The 20,912-nt window shown below is 45.0% G+C and carries 19 protein-coding genes and 1 riboswitch; all 19 genes read right to left on the minus strand.

Annotated elements, in window-relative coordinates:
- Positions 1 to 5 precede the first annotated feature (5 nt).
- The 19 genes from JOC37_RS07130 to metE all read right to left on the minus strand — a co-directional run bounded on the left by JOC37_RS07130 (position 6) and on the right by metE (position 20,877).
- Positions 6 to 782 (minus strand): hypothetical protein, encoded by a 777-nt coding sequence (locus tag JOC37_RS07130; protein WP_204617504.1) that lies wholly within the window; start codon positions 780 to 782, stop codon positions 6 to 8.
- 82 nt (positions 783 to 864) lie between these two features.
- Positions 865 to 1,134: a hypothetical protein gene (locus tag JOC37_RS07135; protein ID WP_204617506.1), complete on the minus strand. Its 270-nt coding sequence runs from the start codon at positions 1,132 to 1,134 to the stop codon at positions 865 to 867.
- A 117-nt stretch (positions 1,135 to 1,251) separates the two neighbouring features.
- Positions 1,252 to 1,434, minus strand: coding sequence for a hypothetical protein (locus tag JOC37_RS07140; RefSeq protein WP_204617507.1), 183 nt, complete (start codon positions 1,432 to 1,434; stop codon positions 1,252 to 1,254).
- A 96-nt stretch (positions 1,435 to 1,530) separates the two neighbouring features.
- A complete protein-coding gene (locus tag JOC37_RS07145) occupies positions 1,531 to 2,199 on the minus strand; it encodes an ATP-binding cassette domain-containing protein (RefSeq protein ID WP_204617509.1) in 669 nt (222 codons plus the stop codon).
- The gene (modB, locus tag JOC37_RS07150) at positions 2,168 to 2,851 is read right to left on the minus strand and encodes a molybdate ABC transporter permease subunit (RefSeq protein WP_204617511.1); all 684 of its coding nucleotides are present in this window, start codon (positions 2,849 to 2,851) and stop codon (positions 2,168 to 2,170) included. The genes JOC37_RS07145 and modB overlap by 32 nt, the downstream gene beginning before the upstream one ends.
- A gap of 9 nt (positions 2,852 to 2,860) precedes the next feature.
- The gene (modA, locus tag JOC37_RS07155; protein ID WP_204617512.1) at positions 2,861 to 3,646 is read right to left on the minus strand and encodes a molybdate ABC transporter substrate-binding protein; all 786 of its coding nucleotides are present in this window, start codon (positions 3,644 to 3,646) and stop codon (positions 2,861 to 2,863) included.
- Positions 3,647 to 3,871: 225 nt separating this feature from the next.
- Entirely contained in the window at positions 3,872 to 4,486 is a 615-nt protein-coding gene (gene cobC / locus JOC37_RS07160) for an alpha-ribazole phosphatase (RefSeq protein WP_204617514.1), read from the minus strand.
- Positions 4,471 to 5,604 carry a DVU_1551 family NTP transferase gene (locus JOC37_RS07165; protein WP_204617516.1) on the minus strand — a complete coding sequence of 378 codons (1,134 nt, stop codon included), beginning with the start codon at positions 5,602 to 5,604 and terminating at the stop codon, positions 4,471 to 4,473. Before JOC37_RS07165 ends, cobC begins: the two co-directional genes overlap by 16 nt.
- Positions 5,601 to 6,650 (minus strand): XdhC family aldehyde oxidoreductase maturation factor, encoded by a 1,050-nt coding sequence (locus JOC37_RS07170; protein ID WP_204617518.1) that lies wholly within the window; start codon positions 6,648 to 6,650, stop codon positions 5,601 to 5,603. Before JOC37_RS07170 ends, JOC37_RS07165 begins: the two co-directional genes overlap by 4 nt.
- Positions 6,634 to 7,968, minus strand: coding sequence for a DVU_1553 family AMP-dependent CoA ligase (locus tag JOC37_RS07175; protein ID WP_204617520.1), 1,335 nt, complete (start codon positions 7,966 to 7,968; stop codon positions 6,634 to 6,636). The genes JOC37_RS07170 and JOC37_RS07175 overlap by 17 nt, the downstream gene beginning before the upstream one ends.
- On the minus strand, positions 7,895 to 9,328 hold the full coding sequence (gene trsS / locus JOC37_RS07180; RefSeq protein ID WP_420797283.1) for a radical SAM (seleno)protein TrsS: 1,434 nt from the start codon (positions 9,326 to 9,328) through the stop codon (positions 7,895 to 7,897). The genes JOC37_RS07175 and trsS overlap by 74 nt, the downstream gene beginning before the upstream one ends.
- Positions 9,325 to 9,771: a DVU_1555 family C-GCAxxG-C-C protein gene (locus JOC37_RS07185; RefSeq protein WP_204617522.1), complete on the minus strand. Its 447-nt coding sequence runs from the start codon at positions 9,769 to 9,771 to the stop codon at positions 9,325 to 9,327. Before JOC37_RS07185 ends, trsS begins: the two co-directional genes overlap by 4 nt.
- 15 nt (positions 9,772 to 9,786) lie before the next feature.
- Complete coding sequence (trsM, locus tag JOC37_RS07190; protein ID WP_204617524.1) at positions 9,787 to 10,515, minus strand: DVU_1556 family methyltransferase; 729 nt, start codon at positions 10,513 to 10,515, stop codon at positions 9,787 to 9,789.
- A gap of 3 nt (positions 10,516 to 10,518) precedes the next feature.
- The gene (locus tag JOC37_RS07195) at positions 10,519 to 10,728 is read right to left on the minus strand and encodes a DVU_1557 family redox protein (protein ID WP_204617526.1); all 210 of its coding nucleotides are present in this window, start codon (positions 10,726 to 10,728) and stop codon (positions 10,519 to 10,521) included.
- 11 nt (positions 10,729 to 10,739) lie between these two features.
- The gene (locus JOC37_RS07200; protein ID WP_204617527.1) at positions 10,740 to 13,028 is read right to left on the minus strand and encodes a pyridine nucleotide-disulfide oxidoreductase/dicluster-binding protein; all 2,289 of its coding nucleotides are present in this window, start codon (positions 13,026 to 13,028) and stop codon (positions 10,740 to 10,742) included.
- Positions 13,029 to 13,117: 89 nt separating this feature from the next.
- The gene (locus tag JOC37_RS07205; RefSeq protein WP_204617529.1) at positions 13,118 to 15,850 is read right to left on the minus strand and encodes a molybdopterin-dependent aldehyde oxidoreductase; all 2,733 of its coding nucleotides are present in this window, start codon (positions 15,848 to 15,850) and stop codon (positions 13,118 to 13,120) included.
- 135 nt (positions 15,851 to 15,985) lie between these two features.
- Positions 15,986 to 17,011, minus strand: coding sequence for a molybdopterin-binding protein (locus tag JOC37_RS07210; RefSeq protein ID WP_204617531.1), 1,026 nt, complete (start codon positions 17,009 to 17,011; stop codon positions 15,986 to 15,988).
- A gap of 124 nt (positions 17,012 to 17,135) precedes the next feature.
- Positions 17,136 to 17,253: riboswitch (molybdenum cofactor riboswitch) on the minus strand.
- A gap of 203 nt (positions 17,254 to 17,456) precedes the next feature.
- The gene (locus JOC37_RS13465) at positions 17,457 to 18,332 is read right to left on the minus strand and encodes a methyl-accepting chemotaxis protein (protein WP_204617533.1); all 876 of its coding nucleotides are present in this window, start codon (positions 18,330 to 18,332) and stop codon (positions 17,457 to 17,459) included.
- A 247-nt stretch (positions 18,333 to 18,579) separates the two neighbouring features.
- Complete coding sequence (gene metE / locus JOC37_RS07220) at positions 18,580 to 20,877, minus strand: 5-methyltetrahydropteroyltriglutamate--homocysteine S-methyltransferase (protein WP_204617535.1); 2,298 nt, start codon at positions 20,875 to 20,877, stop codon at positions 18,580 to 18,582.
- Between the last annotated feature and the right edge of the window lie 35 nt (positions 20,878 to 20,912).

The following is a 20,912-nucleotide window of genomic DNA, read 5'->3' on the forward strand; positions in this document are numbered from 1 at the left end:
TACCCTTAATACTTAAATCTATAGTTAGGACTAGGCATATTTACTATTTCTTCACGTGATACAGCTCTTATAAACTCAATACTATCTTGATTGTTAAAATATCTATAAAGTTTAAATTTGTTTGGAGGATATTCACTTACAAAGTCAAGTCCTTCACCGTTACGATGCCATAGAATGTAAGCGATAGTAATATAATCGTTTTCTGTTGGAATTAGTGATAAGAAATTTTTATCCAGATCATAAATTGCTAGATTGCTTTTTGAGGTATTGCCGAAGGCAAAAGCCAATTTGTTTTTGTCGGGTGACCAACTGTAAGCGTGAATTGTTTCTACGAATCCATTTTTAGCTGTTTTCAACATGTCATTTAGCATGAAATGTTCTCCTGTATTAAGATTAACAACAAGTACTTTATAACCGTAGTGATAAAATAATTTTAAGGCCAGGTAATCTTTATTTGCTGATAAACCTACTGAACTAATTGATAACGGTTTTTCTGTGAACATAATTTCGAAGTTCTTGTTCTCTTTTTTTATCATAATGGAAGTTATGACTGAATTAGAAAGGTATTTTTCTTTTGCAAGGGATTTATTGGCTATTAATGTTATATTATCTTCTTTCCATGGTACTAGCACCCGACCGTTCTCCAGTATAGGTGACACGTCGAAATCTAGCTTTTTATCATTAAGAGTAACGGTAACTAGTTCAGCAGCCATAACACTACTTGGTAAACTGGCTACTAAAAATACTCCAACCAAGAGAAACGCTAACCACTTCTTCTTCACTGGCAAAACTCCCCTTGAAATTTTCTCTATAAAGTATTAACGAAAGTAACTACTATTTGGTTCCCTCACAACTACCACATTTTTACTCTCCCAGTGACTTCAATATCCTTTCGTATTCGTCCCGGTTACCCTCGTCATTTACAAGCATATATCCCTGAACGTGAATTCCATTTTTAGTAAAAGCATATTGACATCTATATTTAGCCCAAGGGAAAATATCGCTTATTTTTCCCGGCGCTTCTAAACTGTCAGTAAATATTATTTGTTCTTCTCGGTCTGGACTTGGGTCTTTTATCTGGGTTACCATCAACACTTCAAATTTCCCCGGGTCATACCACAGTTGTTTTACCATCTTTTCAGTCGGTATCCCTGGGTTATCCCATAAATATTCCGTAGTGTTGAAATCGTTCCGGTAGATACTTAGGAGTAATAAGGTCATAACCGGACTGATTTTTTGCTTCCTCTGCAGTTACCTGTACATACCCCTGCCGCAATCGCTGTAATTATTAACTAATTGACTGGTCCAGGTGGCAAACCATAAAATAAGGAAACCCCAGAAAGGAAAACCAAGGTTAACCATTACCTGAACACTATCCGCACTTTCACTATCATGGAAGCGGCTAATCACTTCTTTAACCGTTTCTTTGTCCATTTCCCCATTGGACACCGGAACTTTAGCCTGTGCAGCCGAACTTAAATCTACTTCCCTGTACTCACTTTGGGTTGATAAAAATTTTCATCTGCCGTATCAGCCGACTTCTTGGACATAACCGTTTTTAAGGTTCAAAATTTTATCTCCCAAAAATCGGGCCTCTTCTTCATCATGGGTTACTATAATAAACGGTATTTGCCACCGCCGGTGCAGTATTTTAAGCTCCCTTCTAAGGTTAATTCTCATATCTCTATCCACAGCACTAAGGGGTTCATCTAAAAGCAGCAGCTTGGGCTGCACTGCCAACGCCCTGGCCAGAGCAACCCGCTGCTTTTCTCCACCGGAAAGCTGATACGGATAGCGTTCAACTAAATGTCCAACTCCAAAAGATTCCAGTAATTCCATACAATAATGCTCACATGAATTTCTCCGCTGTTTTTTACTTCTGAGCCCGTACATTACGTTTTCTCTAACCGTTAAATGGGGAAAGAGAGCGTAATCCTGAAAAAGATAGCCAATATCTCTATACCGGGTAGGCACGTTGATCTTTTCTGCGGAAGAATATAAAACCTTGCTGTTAAGTTTAATCCACCCTGTGGAAGGGGTTAACAATCCTGCCAGGCAGTGTAAAATTGTGGTCTTACCCGCACCTGAAGGAGCCCATAATACCATGATTTGATTTTTCAGCTTAAACTCTACGTTTAAATCAAAACGCCACAGTTTTTTACTAAAATTAACTTCCAGCACCTTCATCACCGCTCGCATTCTTTTTCGTCCACCGGTTAACACAGTATATCACTGCAAAACTAAAAACGGTAATTATAGTTACCAGCGCCCTGGCTGTGGCATTGTCACCGGCTTCCACCGCAAAGTAAATAGCCAACGGCATGGTTTGGGTTTGACCGGGTATATTACCTGCCACCATCAAAGTGGCTCCAAATTCACCCATCGCCCGGGCAAAGGACAATACCACGCCGGCAATTATGCCGGGCAAAGCCAGCGGCAGAGTGACAGTGAAGAAAATCCTCACTTCCCCGGCGCCCAGTGTTCTGGCCGCCTTTTCATAGTTCACATCTACACTTTTAAAGGCAGCACCGGCACTTTGATACATAAGCGGAAAAGACACTACAGTGGCAGCCAGCACAGCAGCCCACCAGGTAAATATTATTGTAATTCCCATATTGTATAATGTTTTCCCCAAAATACCGTTTTTGCCGATAAGCATCAGTAAACCATAGCCAACTACCGATGGAGGCAATACCATGGGCAGGGTAATAATTGCTTCCAATATATTTTTGCCGGGAAAATCACGCCTGGCCATCAGTCTGGCCAACGGCAGCCCCAGGCAGGTAACAACCAAAACGGCAATTAATCCCACCCGGATTGATAAAATTACCGGATGCCAGTCATTCAGCATAATATCACCTTAGTTATTCAGAGGTATAAAACCGTACTGGGCAAATATTTCAGCAGCTTCTTTTGAAGCCAGGAATGAAACGAATTTGCGCGCTTCTTCTTCATTTCTGCTGCTTTTAAGAACTGCCACCGGGTAAATAATAGGCTTATGAGTGTTTTCAGGCGCCACCGCCACCACCTTGGCATTTTTCGCCAAGAGAGCATCTGTATTATATACCAGACCGGCATCAACATTCCCCGTATCAACATAGGACAGCACCTGACGGACAGTTTTGGCCAGCAGTAATTTTGATTGCAATTGTTCCCATATATTTAGCGATGTTAATACCTCTTTGCCATAGCGACCTGCGGGTACAGACTCCGGCTCCCCGATACTGATCTTAGATACCTCCGGTTTGATTAGATCTGAAAAATCTTTGATACTGCTGTCTTTGCTCACCAGCAGCACTATCCGGTTGGATACCAAGTTCTTACGGGAATCCTCTATAATCAACTGTTTTTCTGCCAGGGCATCCATCTTAGCTTTACTGGCAGAGATAAATACATCTACCGGAGCTCCTTCTTCTATTTGTTTTTGCAAAGTACCCGAAGAAGCAAAATTGTAATTAATGGTAACATTAGGATTTCGCTCGGTATATACCGCTTTTAATTCATTGGCCACATCCGTTAAGCTGGCCGCTGTAGAAACGGTTAATTCTACCTTTTGGGCAGCAGTTTCTTTTTCCCCGAAACTGCAGCCTGCAGCGGCAGGCATTAAACAAAGCAATAAAGTAATTACTACAAATAATTTTTTCATTATTATATCTCCTCCCTCTTAAAAATCTAAATCTGTATTTGCATTTATAACCCGGTACCTGCTGCAACATTCCCCCCTTCTTTAAGTAAAAAACCACTGTATAAACAGCGGTTGTGGTTTATTAAAAATATTTAATTGTACCCCTGTGACAGTACAAAAGGGGTTCACCAGGACAACCGCCCGGTTGAAAAATACGCAATTAACAATCACGTATTACATATAACGTTACCTGGGTAAGGTACTATATACCTTATTCATCAGCCGTAAGCGAAAACCAAAACGACCGTACAGAATAATGTTTAAACAACCATAATCCTGGTATATGTTAAACAGGTTTTTCAGCGGCATACCCAGTAAATGACACAATATCATTCTATTTACCCCGGCATGACCGACAATTAATATATTCCCCTTGCTGTTCGAAATTAGTTTATGAAATGCAGCAACAACCCTTTTACTTAAGTCGGCAAAACTTTCCCCATCGGGCGGCCGATAGTTTGCAATATCCTCACCACGCTTTTTAAACTGCTGTGGGTAATGCCTGCAAACTTCTTCAAAAGTCTTCCCTTCCCACCGGCCCAATTTAATTTCACGCAGCTCTTGGCATACAGTCACAGCGGCACGATGCTTCTCGGCAATTATTTCTGCCGTTTTTACCGCCCGCTGCAGGTCACTGCAGTAAATGCCGCTGATTTGAGCACAACTGAGTTCCTGCTGCAAACGCTTAGCCTGGCTGATTCCTTTATCACTTAGCGGCAGGTCTATTTGTCCAATAAACCGTTTTTTGCCTATGGTATCTACTTCTCCATGCCTAACTAAATATATTAACCTTTGTTCCACGCTATTACCTTCTTTTCCAGCGCCTCTCCCAGCTTATCATCCACACGTTTTTTGATAATGCGGGCATTTTGAAACCGGGTCAGTACCGCTTCCATAATATTGGGCTTATGTGCATACTTTTCCCTGGCCTCTTCAAATCTAATTTCCAACGGCACCAAACAATCTTCTTTAATCAACTTGTCCGCCAGATATACAACTTCTGCCTCGGTAACCGGTTTTTCTTGGGGTACGGCAATGTCCATGTGACAGGCCACAATTTCAGCTACTTCGGCAAAACCCAGCTGCCGCAGTATTGCAGCCCCGGTTTGGGCATGGCCGGGCTTACCCTTGGCCAGGTCATGCAGCAGTGCAGCCGACGTAATTAAATCCACATCCAAACGGCAGCCGGTTTTGTTTAAAGCTATGGCCAATTCCTTAGCCAAACCGGCCACTGCCCGGCAGTGGTTAACCACCCGTGGGGCAGCTCCAAATTTATTTAGTATTGCCAGGCATTCCGCCGCGGTGGGAATATGCTGCCGCCGATGGTACGCCAATATCTTTTGATAATCATCTTTGGTGTCCATATCCATCAGCACCCCTTCATCAGCCACTTCCAGTTTCAGGGAATCGTCCGGGTATTGACTCAGCAGCGCCCTTAAACCTCCCGGTTTGTTCCAGGAGATTATATCTTTTATATAAAAACTGGAAATCAGCGGGGGATGTCCCTTCCGCCCTTGGAAACAGGGATATATAATTCCGGTTCCCCTGTGCCGGAATGCCTGTAAGATTTCTTTAACGGTCTGTACTCTAACCAGCGGAATGTCAGCAGGCAGTAAAAAGAAAGCCTCCACACCGGTTTCCAAACTCTTTACCCCCGCCAAAACAGACGAAAACATCCCATCGGCATACCGGTGGTTATAAATTATTTCAACTTCCAGAGACTGCAGTACCGGAATAAGCATGGCGGCATTGTGGCCCACAACCACCCGCACATCTTCTATCCCGGCCTGGCGAAAGGTATGTACCGGTTTTTCTATTACTCTGCCGGCACCCAAAGGCAGCAGCGGCTTAAATAATCCCATGCGGGAAGAATACCCGCCCGCCACCACCAAAGCCGCTATTTTTCCCCCTGGTTTCATTTGTTCAGCCCGGCCCTAATTTTGATTAGTTCAGCCACAATGCTCACTGCTATTTCTTCCGGCGTCTCTGCTTCAATTTCCAAACCAATGGGGGAGTGTACCCGGGCCAGGTCTTTATCAGTAAATCCTTCATCAAGCAGAGCACGGTAAATGGCATCCCGCTTTCTTTTACTGCCAATCATGCCGATATACCCGGCACCGGTGGTTAAAGCCTGCTGCAGCACCGTTTTATCGTGGACATGTCCTCTGGTAACTATAACCAGGTAGCTATCCCGGTTAATTTTCAAATCCTTAAAAGCCTCCGCGAAGGAATTTAACAATATTACCCGGTGAGCAGATTTAAATCTTTCCCGGTTGGCAAACTCCTGCCTGTCATCCAACACCACCGTTTCAAAGTCCACCATTGCTGCCAGCGGGCTCAGTTTTTGAGCCACATGCCCGGCGCCAAAAATATAAAGCGTACCGGAAGTGCGTACCGGTTCCACCAGAAAAGTTTTACCCTCAACGGTAAGCACCCGAGGATACCTGCCAACCGCGCCGGCAGTAAGTTTTGCCGCCATGTTATCATTAAAAATCCTTTCCCCTACGGTGGTACCATCATGCTTTATCAGGCATCGCCTGCTGCCAGTTTTACCGGCAGCGGTTTCAAAAAGTTGGGTTACCAGTACAGCTTTTTTGCGCTCAGTCCGGGAAGCGATAAACTGGCGATAAACTTCTGCATTATTGTTATCGGCGGCATCAATATAGTCAATAAGTACCTCCACCTGTCCCCCGCAGATCATGTCCATTTGTTCAGCATCTGCCCCGGTGAGGTTAAACTTTTTAATGATGGGCTGCCCGGCTTTCATTACCCCTGCTGCCAGCCGCTGAACCTCGGCTTCCACTGTCCCTCCACCAATGGTGCCGATAATAGTGCCATTACCACGCACTATCATTTTAGTGCCTGCGGTGCGCGGGGAAGAACCCAACTTACTAAGAATTGTTGCCAGTGCAAAACTTTCATTACTATTTAACAGCCGCAGTATACTGTCAAATATTTCTTTCACAACCTCTCCCCCTTAAATCCCGAATTATCCTTTTAGCTGTACCGGTATTGGACCATTCCGCTGTGCTGAATGCAGCCGGAGCCAGCTGTAAAATACCTTCCGCCACGGCTTGCTGTACCTGCGGTATATTGGCCAAGGCATTATTAATGGAATTCCGCCCCTTCTCTTCCCATCCCGCCAAAAATTTTGCTTCGATGTGTAAAATGTTTGTTCCGCCTTTAGCTGTGATAAAAGCATTAAAATCGAGCATACCATCCACCGCAAACAGCGCTTCATCCAGTTGAGACATGATAAGTTCTCTACCGGGTGCCAATTCAATAACCCCTGCCAACCGCCCCTTTACAGTATCCATCCTCCGCAATACTGAACCGCAGGGGCACCGTTCGGGGATAAAACGTGACAAATCACCGGTGCGATAGCGAATTAAAGGCATACCAACTCTAGTTAAAGTTGTAAACACCACTTCTCCCATTTCGCCCTGCGGCACCGGTTCCCCTGTCCGGGGATTGATAATTTCTACATATAAATCTGCCTCCCGCATGTGATAACCGGCCAGAGCCCGGCACTCCACCCCGCCCCCCAAGCCCATTTCAGTCATTCCGTAGTGATTAAATACTTTACAGCCCCAGATTCTCTGCAGTTCCCGCACCACGGCAGCGGGTACATAATCGGTGCTCAGCAGCACGCTTTTTAATCGATACGCCCCGGCATGCTCACTGCACCTGGCCAGAGCCAGCGCCTGCACCGGTATTCCCACCAATGAATCAACTCTTTCTTGATTCATAATCTTGATGGTCTCTCTCACATCGCCCAGCGGGCCGTGAAGTATACCCACTGCCCCCAATCTATTTAAAGCTTTTAATAACAAATCCCCCACACTGCCCGGTCTGGTACCCGGCAGCATAATCAGCACCCTGTCTCCCGGTTCCACCAGCACAGACATACCGTGATGAAAAAAGTCAACGGTCAATTCCTGGTCACCGGCTGTAAAGAAAACCCGCTTACCGCCGCCGGTGGTTCCGGAGCTGGTTAAAGACACCACCCGGCGGATTTCACTCTGGGATACACATAGAAACCGAAGCGGGTTTTCTTTAATATCCGCAGCACTGGTAAACGGCAGGTGCCTTATGTCTTCCAGTCTGGATAAACCTGCTCCTGGTAGGTGAGCAAATTTTCTGCGGTAAAAAGCACTGCGATTTCGAACTAAATCAAGGGTTTCATTCAATCTATAAAGCTGATAACTGTTAATGATTTCCCTGGTCAGCCGGCTGCACCCTATTTTCCTTTGTATCCATGCTTCCAGTGGTGTGATTTCCATTCCGCCGCCTCCCGGACCGGTACAGAGAACGCCCCTCCCTGTCCGTTAGATTGTAGGCACAAAAGGGAATAATATTGCCCTCGGGGTTTACCACATGAATACAACAATCCCGCACTCGCTCTAAATCCAAGTTCCACACATCTTGAAAAGCCATGCCGGAAATGGTAAAGGAATGAGTACGCACCCGCTGTAAAAATATATCCCACCCATCCAAACCAGCACATTTTGTATTCACTTCCACTTGGGGAAAACCCCAGTATTTGGATACAAAACTGCGGGCTTTTTGGGAGCCCTCTTCCGCCAGTTCAACACTGCCGCAGCAGCCGGGTTGATGCTTGGTCCAGCACTTTAATTTCCCACCGGGCATGAGCACAAAATTGCCGTGAAAGGAACAAAGGGCATTTTCACAGCCCGGGGGACGAAAATGTTCCTCCTTTATCATCCCGGCCGTCTGCTTTACAATTTGAGTAATCACTTCGGGAATGGTGATACGCTGCTCATCGGTTGGCGGCTTGGGATAGCGGCCAAAATAACTTACCGGCTGAAAATGCACTCCCCGAACCGCAGGCAGGTATTTCAAGGCAAACTTAATGATTTCTCCAATGTTATGAGTATTTACCCCGGGCACCAGGGTGGGCACCAGCACTATCCCTATATTTTGGGCGGCGCAATTTTCAATGGCCGCTATCTTTTGGGACAGCAGATCACTGCCCCTCAGCTTTCGGTATATGGCTTCCTCTGTGCCATCAAACTGTAAAAATACCGAATTTAGACCGGCTTTTTTAAGCTCTTGAACATAACCTGGATCTTCAGCCAGGCGCAAACCATTGGTATTAAGTTGAATAAAATTGAAACCCATTTCTCTGCCCAGGGCCACTATCCGAGGCAGGTCGCCGCGTACCGTGGGTTCTCCGCCGGAAAGCTGAATGTTATATGGTCCACCGGCATCAAGCAGCCTTTGATACCAGCCTCTGATTACTTCTAAATCCGGATCACTTGACATACCTGTACCGGAATCGGCAAAGCAAAATGTACATTTGAGATTACAGCGTTGGGTAACTTCCAGCAAAGCAGTACAGGTATGCTGGCGATGCCGGGCACATAACCCACAATCAAAGGGGCAGCCCCTTTCCACCTCTGTAAAGCAAACTTTGGGGGCAGTGGGTATCTTGGGCCTGGTCCACGATTGGAAATCAGGCTTTCCCCGCCATATCAGTGTCTGGAAAAAGCCATGTTCCGGGCAGCTTTTTTCCAAGTACACCCTGTCGCCCCGGGCCACTCTAACAGCGGGAATTTTCTTTAAACACTCCGGGCACAGGCTTTCGGTTGTGGAAAGTATTTTCCCCCGCTCAATACTCACCGGCCTTCACCCGCAGTGTTTATGCCCTGGTCTGCCAGTATTGCTTGTACCTTACTGTAGGTGGCAGCCACTATATTGCCGCATTTCACAGCATCAATTTTCTGCTTGGGATCACCGCCTAATATATCGGTACAGTTAATACCGTTACTGCCAAATTGTTCTTCAAACCATGACACCAGCTGGTCTACCATCACGTTTAATTGGGGATTTTCACTTTCATTTACTTTCCCCCGGCCGGCATAAAGCCCCAGTAAGCATACCCCGCCGGTTAAGGCACCGCATATTTTCCCACAAAAACCCAATCCCCCGGCCAAGCCGCTGCCGGCACGAATTAAGTCGGGGTTTTCTTTGCCCTGACGCTCCAGGCCCAGCATCAGCAGTATTTGACTGCATTTAAACCCCTGCTGTGCCAATTCAAACATCCGAAAGGCTGCCTCAGACATATATATCCCCCTTTGCTATAACCTGCGGGCAATAAGCAAAAAATACCCCACTTTAGCTTTGTTGACCATCTTTTGTACTTCCCGCCCCCGCTCTGCATTTTTCAATACCTGCTGCCAAAAATTAATCATGGAACCATGGGCAAATATCAACTTTACTGCCAGGTCCTTTAAAAGTTCGGAATGATCTTCCCACTGCAATATTTCAAAACCGGCACTGATTATTTCATCCAACCAGGCCTGTTTGGTACGGGCACCGTTTAGGCAGCAATCCATGGGAAAGTTATGCCAATTGATCCCGGTACACTCTTTCCTGGTATAAACATCTGATACAACCAACCGGCCATTTTCTTTTAATACCCGGTGTATCTGCTGCAATGTTTGTTTTAAATCTTCCATTAATGACAGGGTGCATTCTGCAAAAACCCCGTCCATCTCACCGCTGGCAAAGGGCAGACTCTCGCCCCTGCCCATCACCAAGGGCAGATCACAGTTCCTCTTCCGGCCCAAAGACAGCATTAGCGGCGAAGGATCAACCCCTACCGCATCAAGCCGGTATTTCATCAACAGTCGTTCCACCGTAGCACCGGTGCCGCAGCCGACATCCAGCACCCTGGCACCCGCAGAAAAAGAGCAGTAAGCCACAGCCCGGTCAGTAAGAGTAAATCCACCCGGCCTTACTGTTTTCCCGGTAACCTGCCGCACTGCTCTGCCTTCATAAACCCGGCATATTTCTTTTAAAGCCACTGGTTACTTATCCTCAAGCGTTCTTTCCACTTCCACCATTTTTCCCCGGGCTAAATCTTCGGTTATAAGCACCAGCCCGCATTGGGGACATTTCAGCAGTTCCACCGGGAAGGAACTGCCCAAATAACTTACGTTTACCCGGCCGGGTTGTAAATCACAATCACATTTAAAACAGCGCCACGGATTTTTAGTTCTATCCGGCATGTAGCCCATATCTTCACTTCCTAACCAAGTTCCATACGGTGACTGTAAGCATTGTAAACTTCAATACCGTCACCTTTGAAAGCATATTCCACCCAATAGGTTACAGATGCCAGTTTATGACAGGCCAAAAATCTGCCGTTATCAGGATTAATAAATTTCCGGCCTGTTTTTTCTGCCCATGCTATTGTCTTTTGAATATCTTCTTTTAATATAAATCTCTGTTCTAAAATGTCCTGCACACTGTCGTCGATATATAACTTTATACTTTCATAATCGGAAATTGGTTTCATTTTTTCTCCCCAAAATTCATCGAGTAATTTATATTTCAAATGCACCCTGTTTTCATGTCTCTGGGAATAACCCGGTCCCTTTCTCTCTGCCAGTACGTCCAGGTACTCACCATAGATCAAATCCAACAGGTGCAATGCCCGTTTACCCCGGGAAGCAAAAAAGTCCCGGCACATGGCACAATAGGTTAGATAATCGGCAGTGCTTTCATTAATACGCCTTTCTATAACTTCGCTGCACAGCTCCGGATTGGACGAATACATCAATCCCCCGTATCCACAGCACCGGGTTTTCTCTTTGTTGTAGGGCAGCTCTTCCACTTCATACCCCAGCTGTTTTATCACGCTGCGCACACTTTCATGGATATGTTTTTCCCACCTGGTGCTGCACGGGTCATGCAGGGCCAGTTTTTTAATTTTATTTCTGCGGGCTGTTTCCGGCACCCCTTTTTGCCTAAACACCTCCCACAGGAATAAAATTTTTATTTCCGGTAAATGAGTTTTAAAGATTTTATAACAGGTGGGACAGGCCAATATTAACTGCGGCTGGCCCATTTCACGCCACTTCGTTTGTATTTCTTCCAGCGCCGATTGAAAAAGCCTTTCTTCACCGGCCCATTCCGCCGGAACACCACAGCAGCGCAGCATTATTCCCACCCCTCCGGTCAGCTTTTCCTGCAGGTAAGAGTATACCTGCATTACCTGCCGGGAATGGGAGGCACTCAGCTGGCAGCCGGGAAAAAATACAAAGGTACTGGCATCGGTGCCGGGTTGGTGGCGGTTAAGAGCAAATTTTTCACTGTTGTTAAACATCATGTCCCGCAAAGGAAAATCAAAGGCAGATGGGGGCATTTTCCCCCTCTGCACCATGCTGCTGCGGGCCTGCTGGCAAACTTCTCCCATATTAAAACCATTTGGACAAACAGCTTCACATAAACCGCACAGGTTGCAGGAATTTATCATTTTGTTGGCATGGTGCATACCCATTACGATGGATTCGTTGTTGTAAATCTCCCGTACATATCTTTTGGGATAACTGCCAAACTCAGCCAAATAGGTGCATGCTTTTACACACTCCAAACATTGACACTGCAGGCATCTACCCGCTTCCGCCACCGCCTCTTCCTTACTATAGCCCTCGGCATCAGCCTTCTGTACCCTTGCCAGGGGTTTTACCCCCCGGGTGCTTGTGTAAAGGCGTGTGCGATAGGGCCCTTCGTTTTTCCGGGACGCTGTAAGGGACACTCCCTGAAGGTAACGATCTATAGAAACAGCAGCCCGCCGGCCAAGAGAAACAGATAAAACCGGTGAATAGCCGGCCTCATCAACGATCATACTGCCACCGGCAAAAACCCCCTCCCACCGGGTGGAAAAAACAGCCGGATCACTTTGCAAATCAGCATTAGATAAAGATTTCGTTCCCATACCCAGGTATACCGCATCAAACTGCCGCTGCAAATCAGGCAGCAGTATATCTCTACCCACGCAGGTACTTAACTTTAGTTTCACTCCCAGTTTCTCTAATACCGCAAATTCACCGGCTGCTATTTTTTTGGTCAGTGCCGGCGCGCAGTATGTCCATATCCTGCCGCCAAGGTAATTTTTCGCTTCAAACACCACTATGTCGTATCCCTTTTGGGCCAAATCATAGGCTGCCGTTAAACCGCTCAATCCCCCTCCTACCACCGCCACCTGCTTGTTTTTTTTAGGTAAAATTTTTATCTTCTGCCGGGAAGGGGAGTAATTCTGCACACAAAACCTTTCCAAATCCCCAATGGCCAGGGCATCACCGGCTTCACTTCGTTTACAGACAGCTTCACAGGGGCGGTCACAAATTCTGGCTATAATCCCGGGAAAGGGCAGTTTTTTCTGCAAAATTTCATATGCAGCCTTAAAATTTTCTTTATTAATGGCAGCCATAAAACCACGCACATCAACATGCACCGGGCAAGCAGCAGTACAGGCAGGATAATGCTCCTGAGTGCACTTGGCTTCCAAATCCCGTAATTCTTTTTGTTCCATACCCCGATCACTCACTTCAATATGTACTAAACGGGATGCGAACCCAAATAAACAAAATGTTTATTTAGGTTCGCTCCTCAGTCAATTAGTTATTTCCCGGCAGCTTCTTTAGCCTTTAGACCGGCCAGTACTTTTTCCGGCAAAGCCGGCAGTTCGGTGATGCGCACGCCGCAAGCGTTGTAAATGGCGTTAATGATGGAAGCATGGGGACTTGTCAGCGGCAGTTCGCCCACCCCGGAGGCACCAAAGGGGCCCAGTTCCCTGGGAGTTTCCACATAGATAATTTCAATGTTATCCGGGGCATCTTTAATGTACGGCAGGCCGCAGCCCACCAAAGTTGTGTGTTTCTTTAAATCTTCAAAGTCTTCGGAAAGGGCCAGGCCGATACCTTGAACCAATCCGCCGTAAATTTGGCCGTCCACCACCAGTTTGTTGGCGATTACCCCCACATCGGCGGCCACAGTCATTTTTACAACCTGGGTTTTTCCGGTGTTGGTATCCACTTCAACTTCAGACATGAAAACTGCGTACATGTAAGTGGGGAATGGGTTGCCCTGCCCGTTTTCATCACAGGCGGTACAAGGAGCAGCCCACTTGCCGTCGTAGCGCAGCGGGATATTTTCCGCCACCATTTCATCATAGGTCCTGTAAGTACCGTCATCTTTTTTCATGGCATTTAACAGCAGTTCACACCCGGCTTTAATGGCATTGCCCACCACAACCTGGGAACGACTGCCACCGGCGGGACCACCATTGGGACAAACAGACATATCATTCAAAATAAGTTTAATCTGCTCCGGTTTAATCCCCAGGGGCCTCAATGCTTCGTGAGCGGTGGCCAAGCATCCCATGTCTGCCCCCTGGCCATGATCATGCCAGCAGGTGGCCACTGTAACACCATCTTTGGTCAGCTCCACCCAGCATTCCGCCGCATCGGGACCGTCCAAGCCGCAGCCGTAAACACCGATGCTCACTCCTACCCCCCGCTTCTTATCGGCGGTGGATTCCTTTTTAGCCCTTTCCAGTGCTTCCTGGTATTTGGGACGTATTTTGTCAATCAGCTCAGGCAGGCTGTAGACATCCGGCTCACATCCCGTGGGAGTGGTGTCACCGGGCCGGTAAACATTTTTATACCGCAGCTCCAGCGGATCCATACCCAATTTTTCAGCCAATTGGTCCATTAGAACTTCTGAGGCAAATTCACTTTGAGGCGAACCGTAAGCCCGGAAAGCGGAGCCCCAGGCATGGTTGGTACAAACTGTGCGGCCAAGACCCCGAATATTGGGAATGTTATACCCGGCACCGATAAACTGGGCCCCCCGGACGGTTAATAAATCGCCAAATTCGGAATAGGGACCATGGTCTACCGTCCAATCACTTTCCATGGCTAAAAGTTTACCTGCCTTATCGGCAGCAAACTTCAAGTTGATAAAGAACGGCGACCGCTTACCGGTATAAGTTATCTGCTGGTACATGTTAAAGTTCAGGAAAACGGGCTTACCGGTAGCCATGCAGGCCACTCCCAATAAAGCCTCAATGGTGGGGCTGAATTTATAACCAAAGGTTCCCCCCGCCGGGTTCTGTACCAGAATCAATTTTTCCGGTTCAATGCCCAGTCCCGGTGCAATCATGGCGTGGTGAAGGTGTAAGCCGATGCTCTTGGAATGAATTACCAGCCGCCCCTCTTCATCATAGTACGCGAAACCAACGTCCGGCTCCATGGGCAGGTGGGGTTGGCGTCCCACATAGAAACTGTCTTCCACCACCACGTCGGCCTTCTCCATAACCGGCTTGGTATCTTCGCCTTTTGCAATCTTTTGTTCGAAATAAACATTAGGGGTTCCGGGGTGAATTTCAATGGCATCATCTGCCATCGCTGCCGGGGCACTCATATAAGCAGGCAGTTCTTCCAGCTCAACTTTAACTTTTTCCGCCGCTGCCCGGGCATTTTCTTCGGTATCAGCACAAACAATGGCAATGGCATCTCCATACTGGAATACCTTTTTGTCGCAAAGGATCGGCCTGTCCCAACCATCCCCTTTGTTGCTGGGGAAAGTAATCAAACCGGTAATGCGGTTTTTGCCCTTTACATCTTTATGGGTGAGAACCCTGTATACCCCAGGCATTTCCTCCGCTTCAGAAGTATCGATAGAAAGAATATTGGCGTGGGATACTTTGGCCTGAACCAACGCCAAATGCAGCTTTTCAAAGGGTAATTTATGGCCCAGGTCAGCACCGTAGTCAAGGGTACCGGTAACTTTGGCAATGGCAGAAGGCCGTGGTTGTTTAGTCCCCCATACCCTTCCTTCTTTGGGAAGTTTGTAAGCCAACTCTTCCTTGGTAATTTCACCGCGCAGTACCCGGGCAGCATCCATCACAGCATCCACCAGCGGCTTATAACCGGTGCAGCGGCAGGCATTGCGGTGTTTATGGAACCATTCCCGCACTTCCTCCCGTGTGGGGTTCGGATTGGTGTCCAATAAACCCTTGGCCGAAATAATAAAGCCGGGACTGCAGAAACCGCACTGGGCAGCACCGTGAACGGCCCATGCCAGCTGTATGGCGTGCAGATTATCCGGAGTACCCAAACCTTCAATGGTGGTAATATCGGCTCCGTCGGGAACTCTCTTCATCCGAGTAACGCAGGAGCGGATTACTTTCCCATTCATAATTACCGAGCAAGCACCGCATTGACCCCGGCCGCAGCCGACTTTGGTGCCGGTAAGTCCCAGCTGTTTGCGGATCACATCTGCCAAAGATGTTTCCGGGTTAACGATTACAGTTCTCGTTACCCCGTTGATGGTAATAACCTTTTTAAGCACCTTTTTCACCTCTCCCTTGTTTTGATAATCTTAAATTTTAAGTTGTTATTTTAAATACACCGGTGTATTTTCCAACCACATACTCAAATTTATGTCTATAAAAGCCTTCCTACTCTTGGCCTTCAAATTTCGAAATCAACTTCCCTTACCAAAACCGCAATCCGGGTAACGGCATTCTTTACAGTTGATACACAAGCCTCCATGGGCCAGGTGAACAATATCTTTACGGGTTAACCTTTCCCCTGCCAGTATGCGTGCTATAACCAGATCGAAAATGCTGGCCCTGTAATACATCACGCAGCCGGGCAGACCAAGTATCGGTACATTACCAATATAAGCCAGCATAAACATCGCCCCGGGCAGTGTGGGAGCACCATAGGTAACTATGTCTCCACCGGCAGCTTTGATGCCCGCGGGAGAAACATCGTCAGGGTCCACCGACATACCACCGGTGACGGTAATTACTTCGGCTCCAGCGGCAAGAAAATCATTAATTGCCGCTACAATCATCTCGATACTGTCGGATACAAACTTCTGCCCGATAACCTCGCTGCCAAGTTCTTTCATTTTTTGGCGTATAACCGCTCCAAACCTATCTTCAATTCTCCCGTTATATACTTCACTTCCGGTGGTTACTATACCCACCCTGCAGCACTTAATGGGTTTAACTTCTACAATTGGGTAATTATTTCGACATATTTCCTCAATATTCCGAATTTTATCATCCTTAATCACCAGGGGAATAATTCTAGTACCGGCTATGTTTTTGCCCTTACTAACTATTTGGTTGGAATGTAAAGTAGCAAACATCACTTCATCTACGAAATTAATTTCATACAGCGCTTCTATGTTGATTTTCAGCAGTCCGGTATGTGCCGCAATTAAATTCACCTTGCCTTCACCGGGCTCGGTCAGCGTTACCCCGGAACCGGCAGCAGCTTTGGCTATTCTAACGGCAGCTTCATTTTCATGAACCATCCCGTCGCTCAAGTCCAGCACATACAGGTGCTCTTTGCCAATATCCAGTAGCCTGGGTATATCTTCTTCCCGAACGATATGTCCCTTTTTAAATGCTCTGCCTTTAAACTTTCCCGGTATTATCTGCGTAACATCATGGCAAAGAACCGTTCCAACGGCCTCCCGCACGGGTAAGACTTTCATAATAACACCCTCTTTCTTTGACATCAGTTAAATATTAAACAGCATTATTGCCCCCTTTTCCGGCATACTGAAAATAAAAAGCCAAGGTGCGGTATAAAGCAACAGCACCTTGGCTTAAATTAACAGCAAGAATAACTGCGCTCCTTTCCACACCGGGAGGCTTACCGGTTTCCCTGTAAACCCTAACGGCCTTACAGTCATAGCTAAACCTTAGACTGTTAGGCTCGGAGCATTATTTACAACCCTTATTCTTTCATTTCAACCAGTTTAAACTTGGTCTTACAGTTAATTAACTAAACTTCACCTTAATTTTATTCCCCTCAGCAACAGTTAGTCAATACAAAAAAATCGATATATTTTTTCTTTTTCCGCAATTTACAACTTTTTCAGGTTAGTTGAAAAAGAAAAAAGTTACCATACTATGTAGTGTGGTAACTTTAAAACTTTAGTCATTAAAATTTCTAACCAATTGTTCCATTTGCAAATTTATTTCGGTTAACTGGGTGGTCATTTCTTCTAGAGCATTTGTCTGCTTTTGTACATAATTAGAATTCCTACCGATGGATTCTGATATTTTATTAAAAAAATCTTTAATTTCCATAATTACCCTGGTGGTTTCCTCTACAGATTTGGCACTGGAATTAGCCATTTTACGAATTTCGGTAGCTACCACTCCAAACCCCCTGCCGTGGTCACCGGCCCGGGCTGCTTCAATGGCTGCGTTTAATCCCAGCAGGTTACTGCGAACAGCTATTTCTTCAATAGCCTCCAGGATGGAATTTACCTGCTCCATTTTAGCTTTCGCCTGGCCAGCCATTTCAGCCATCTCACTGCTGCTGGAAGCTATGTGTTGGGCGGAGGCAGACAGTTCTTGGATAGAAGCGGTAGCTTCTTCCACCCGGGAATAGACCTCTTGAGCAGCCTGGCTGACATTATCAGCAGTTAACTCCTGAACAATCTTCGATTCTACAATCCTTATACCAATCCGGGCTATGGGTTTATTTTTGTTGGGGTCACCGGATATACCCAATCCGGCTATTCTCTGCCCGTTAAATACAATGGGTGCCGTATAACCGGGGCGCACCCCGCTGAGATGCTTGCAGTCTTCCTCGGTGATAAATGCCTCATCAATTTCACCGGCCAATAACTTTTTAGCGCCCTCGTGAACCGTTCCCCGCCTTTCCGGTTGTGTGGTGACAATAATCACACCACCCCTACCCATGATGTGTACGTCTTCACCTGTCTCCTCGGATATTATTTGAACAACATCAGGACCGATTCGCTCTAAAATCTTGTACAGATTATCATCGGAATAAGACATATAATTATACCACCTTTAGTACTCTAAAATACTTTTAAAATTTATATTATTATGTAATATATTCGATAAAATTCGAGATAAAAAGCAAAAATCCCTGCTAAATATCTTAAGATTTTAACCTTTCCCCTATTTTTGAATTATTTAAAACCTCCCCTAGGCAAAAAATAAAGAGAGGTGACTCCCCCTCTATTTCCGGCAGAAATCTGCCGGCCACTCAACAGTGGACAGCAGTATATTTAGATTAATATTAACCTTTAAATTTAAGCCTTATTTTTTGGGCTGCATTAACCATATTTTTTAAGCTGGGTACCGTTTCCGCCATATCCCTGGTTTTTAATCCACAATCCGGATTTACCCAAACCTTATTTATATCAAGTTTTTGGCTGATTTTTAATAGTATCTCTTCAATCTCTTTTTCTTTTGGTATTCTGGGCGAATGAATATCATATACTCCCGGTCCAACTTCCTGGCTGTAGTTATGTTCTTTTAATGTATCCAATAAAGACAAATCTGATTTTGCCGCTTCAAAAGAAATTACATCTGCATCCATCGCTTCTATCTCTTTAATGATATCAGCAAATTCACTATAGCACATGTGGGTGTGTATTTGAGTTTCGGGTTTAACTGAAGAATGAACAAATCTGAAAGATTTTATCGCCCAGTCCAAATAGTCTTTTTGCCAATCTTCTTTTCGTAATGGTAGTTTCTCTCTCAGTGCAGCTTCATCTATTTGTATGATTTTTATTCCTGCCGCTTCTAAATCCATTACTTCCTCTTTTATCGCCAAAGCAATTTGAAATGCTATCTCTTTCAAACTGATATCTTCCCTGGGGAACGACCAGTTCAGTATGGTGATTGGACCGGTAAGCATTCCTTTTACAGGTTTTTCGGTCAAACTTTGAGCATATTTAATCCACTCCACAGTTATGGGCTTCTCTCTCTTGACATCTCCAAATATAATGGGCGGTTTTACACATCTTGTACCATAAGACTGTACCCATCCATTTTCTGTAAATAAAAAGCCCGCTAGATTTTCCCCAAAATATTCCACCATATCATTTCTTTCAAATTCACCGTGAACCAGTACATCCAGTCCTATTTCCTCTTGTAATTCAATTACTTCCCGGATCTTTTCTTTTATTTTCTGCCTGTATTCTGTTAAAGTTATTTCACCTTTCTTATACGCCCTTCTCAACTTCCTTACTTCGCTGGTTTGAGGAAAAGATCCTATTGTAGTGGTGGGAAGAAAAGGTAGTTTTAAAATCTCCTGCTGTTTTTTAATCCTCTCATCAAAGGAAGGTTTTCTTATAAAATCCTCATCTTTAATATTATTTATTTTCGTTCTTACATCTTCAAAGTAAAACTCTTTATTAGTAATTTTTTCTTTCTTTATTTGGGCATTTTTAATAAATTTCTTATTAACTAAATAATTTCCTTCTTGAAGTAATTCTCTCAGTTCTGATAACTCAGTTAATTTTTCTTCTGCAAAAGCCAGCTGCTGTTTATATTTTTCTGCTATCTTTACTTCTCCTTTTAAGGTATAGGGAACATGCAGCAGGGAACATGAAGTATTTAAAACCACCCGGTCTTTATTTACATATTTAAATACCGTCTGCAATTTCTCCATAGTTTGCCGGTAATTATTCCGCCAAATGTTTTTACCATTTATAAGCCCTGCAAATAACAATTTGTCCCCGGGAAAACCATACTGCGCTATTAGCTCAATGTTCTTTTCCCCTTCTACCAAATCAAGGGCTACAGCATCAAAATTTAAAGAAACTATTTCTTTATAAATATCTCTTATATCTCCAAAGTAAGTTTGTAATATAACCTTTACTTTCCCTTTTTGGGGTAAAAGTTTTTCATACATCCTTACAAAATTATTAATATCTTCACCGGTTAGATCCATAACAATCTTAGGCTCATCTATTTGGACAAACTCAACGGCTAACTCATTTAGTATATTAAAAATATGTTCATAAACCCTTAATATTTGATCACAATAGTCAAAATATTTTTTTCCCGCCGCTTTAATTTTGGCTAATTTTAAAAAGGTAAAGGGCCCAATTAAGACCGGTTTTGTTTTAATTCCCAATTCAAGTGCCTCTTGATACTCGTCAAAAACTTTACTGCTGTTCAGTTTGAACTCTACGCCGTCTTCAATTTCAGGCACAACATAGTGATAGTTTGTGTTAAACCACTTTTTCATTTCCAAGGCCTTAACATCGTATTTTTCATCTTGATATCCCCGGGCCATGGCAAAACAGGTGTCTAACTGATCCAAACCAATTTCTTTGTACCTGTTGGGTACAGCATTTAACATCAAGGCCGTGTCCAGAAAGGTATCATAAAAAGAAAAATCATTTGAAGAAATTAAATCAATACCTTTCTCCTTTTGCACCTGCCAATGGATTTTTCGCAGTTTTTTCGCTTCGGCCAGTAAATCTTCTTTAGGTACATGGCCTTTAAAATACCCTTCTACTACTTTTTTTAATTCTCTCCGGGCACCTATTCTCGGGTACCCTACCACTGACAATGCTACCATCTTAAAATTCCTCCTTTAAAATTATTTGGAGGAAA

The organism is Desulforadius tongensis (genome assembly GCF_016907915.1).
GTDB lineage: Bacteria > Bacillota > Desulfotomaculia > Desulfotomaculales > Desulfohalotomaculaceae > Desulforadius > Desulforadius tongensis.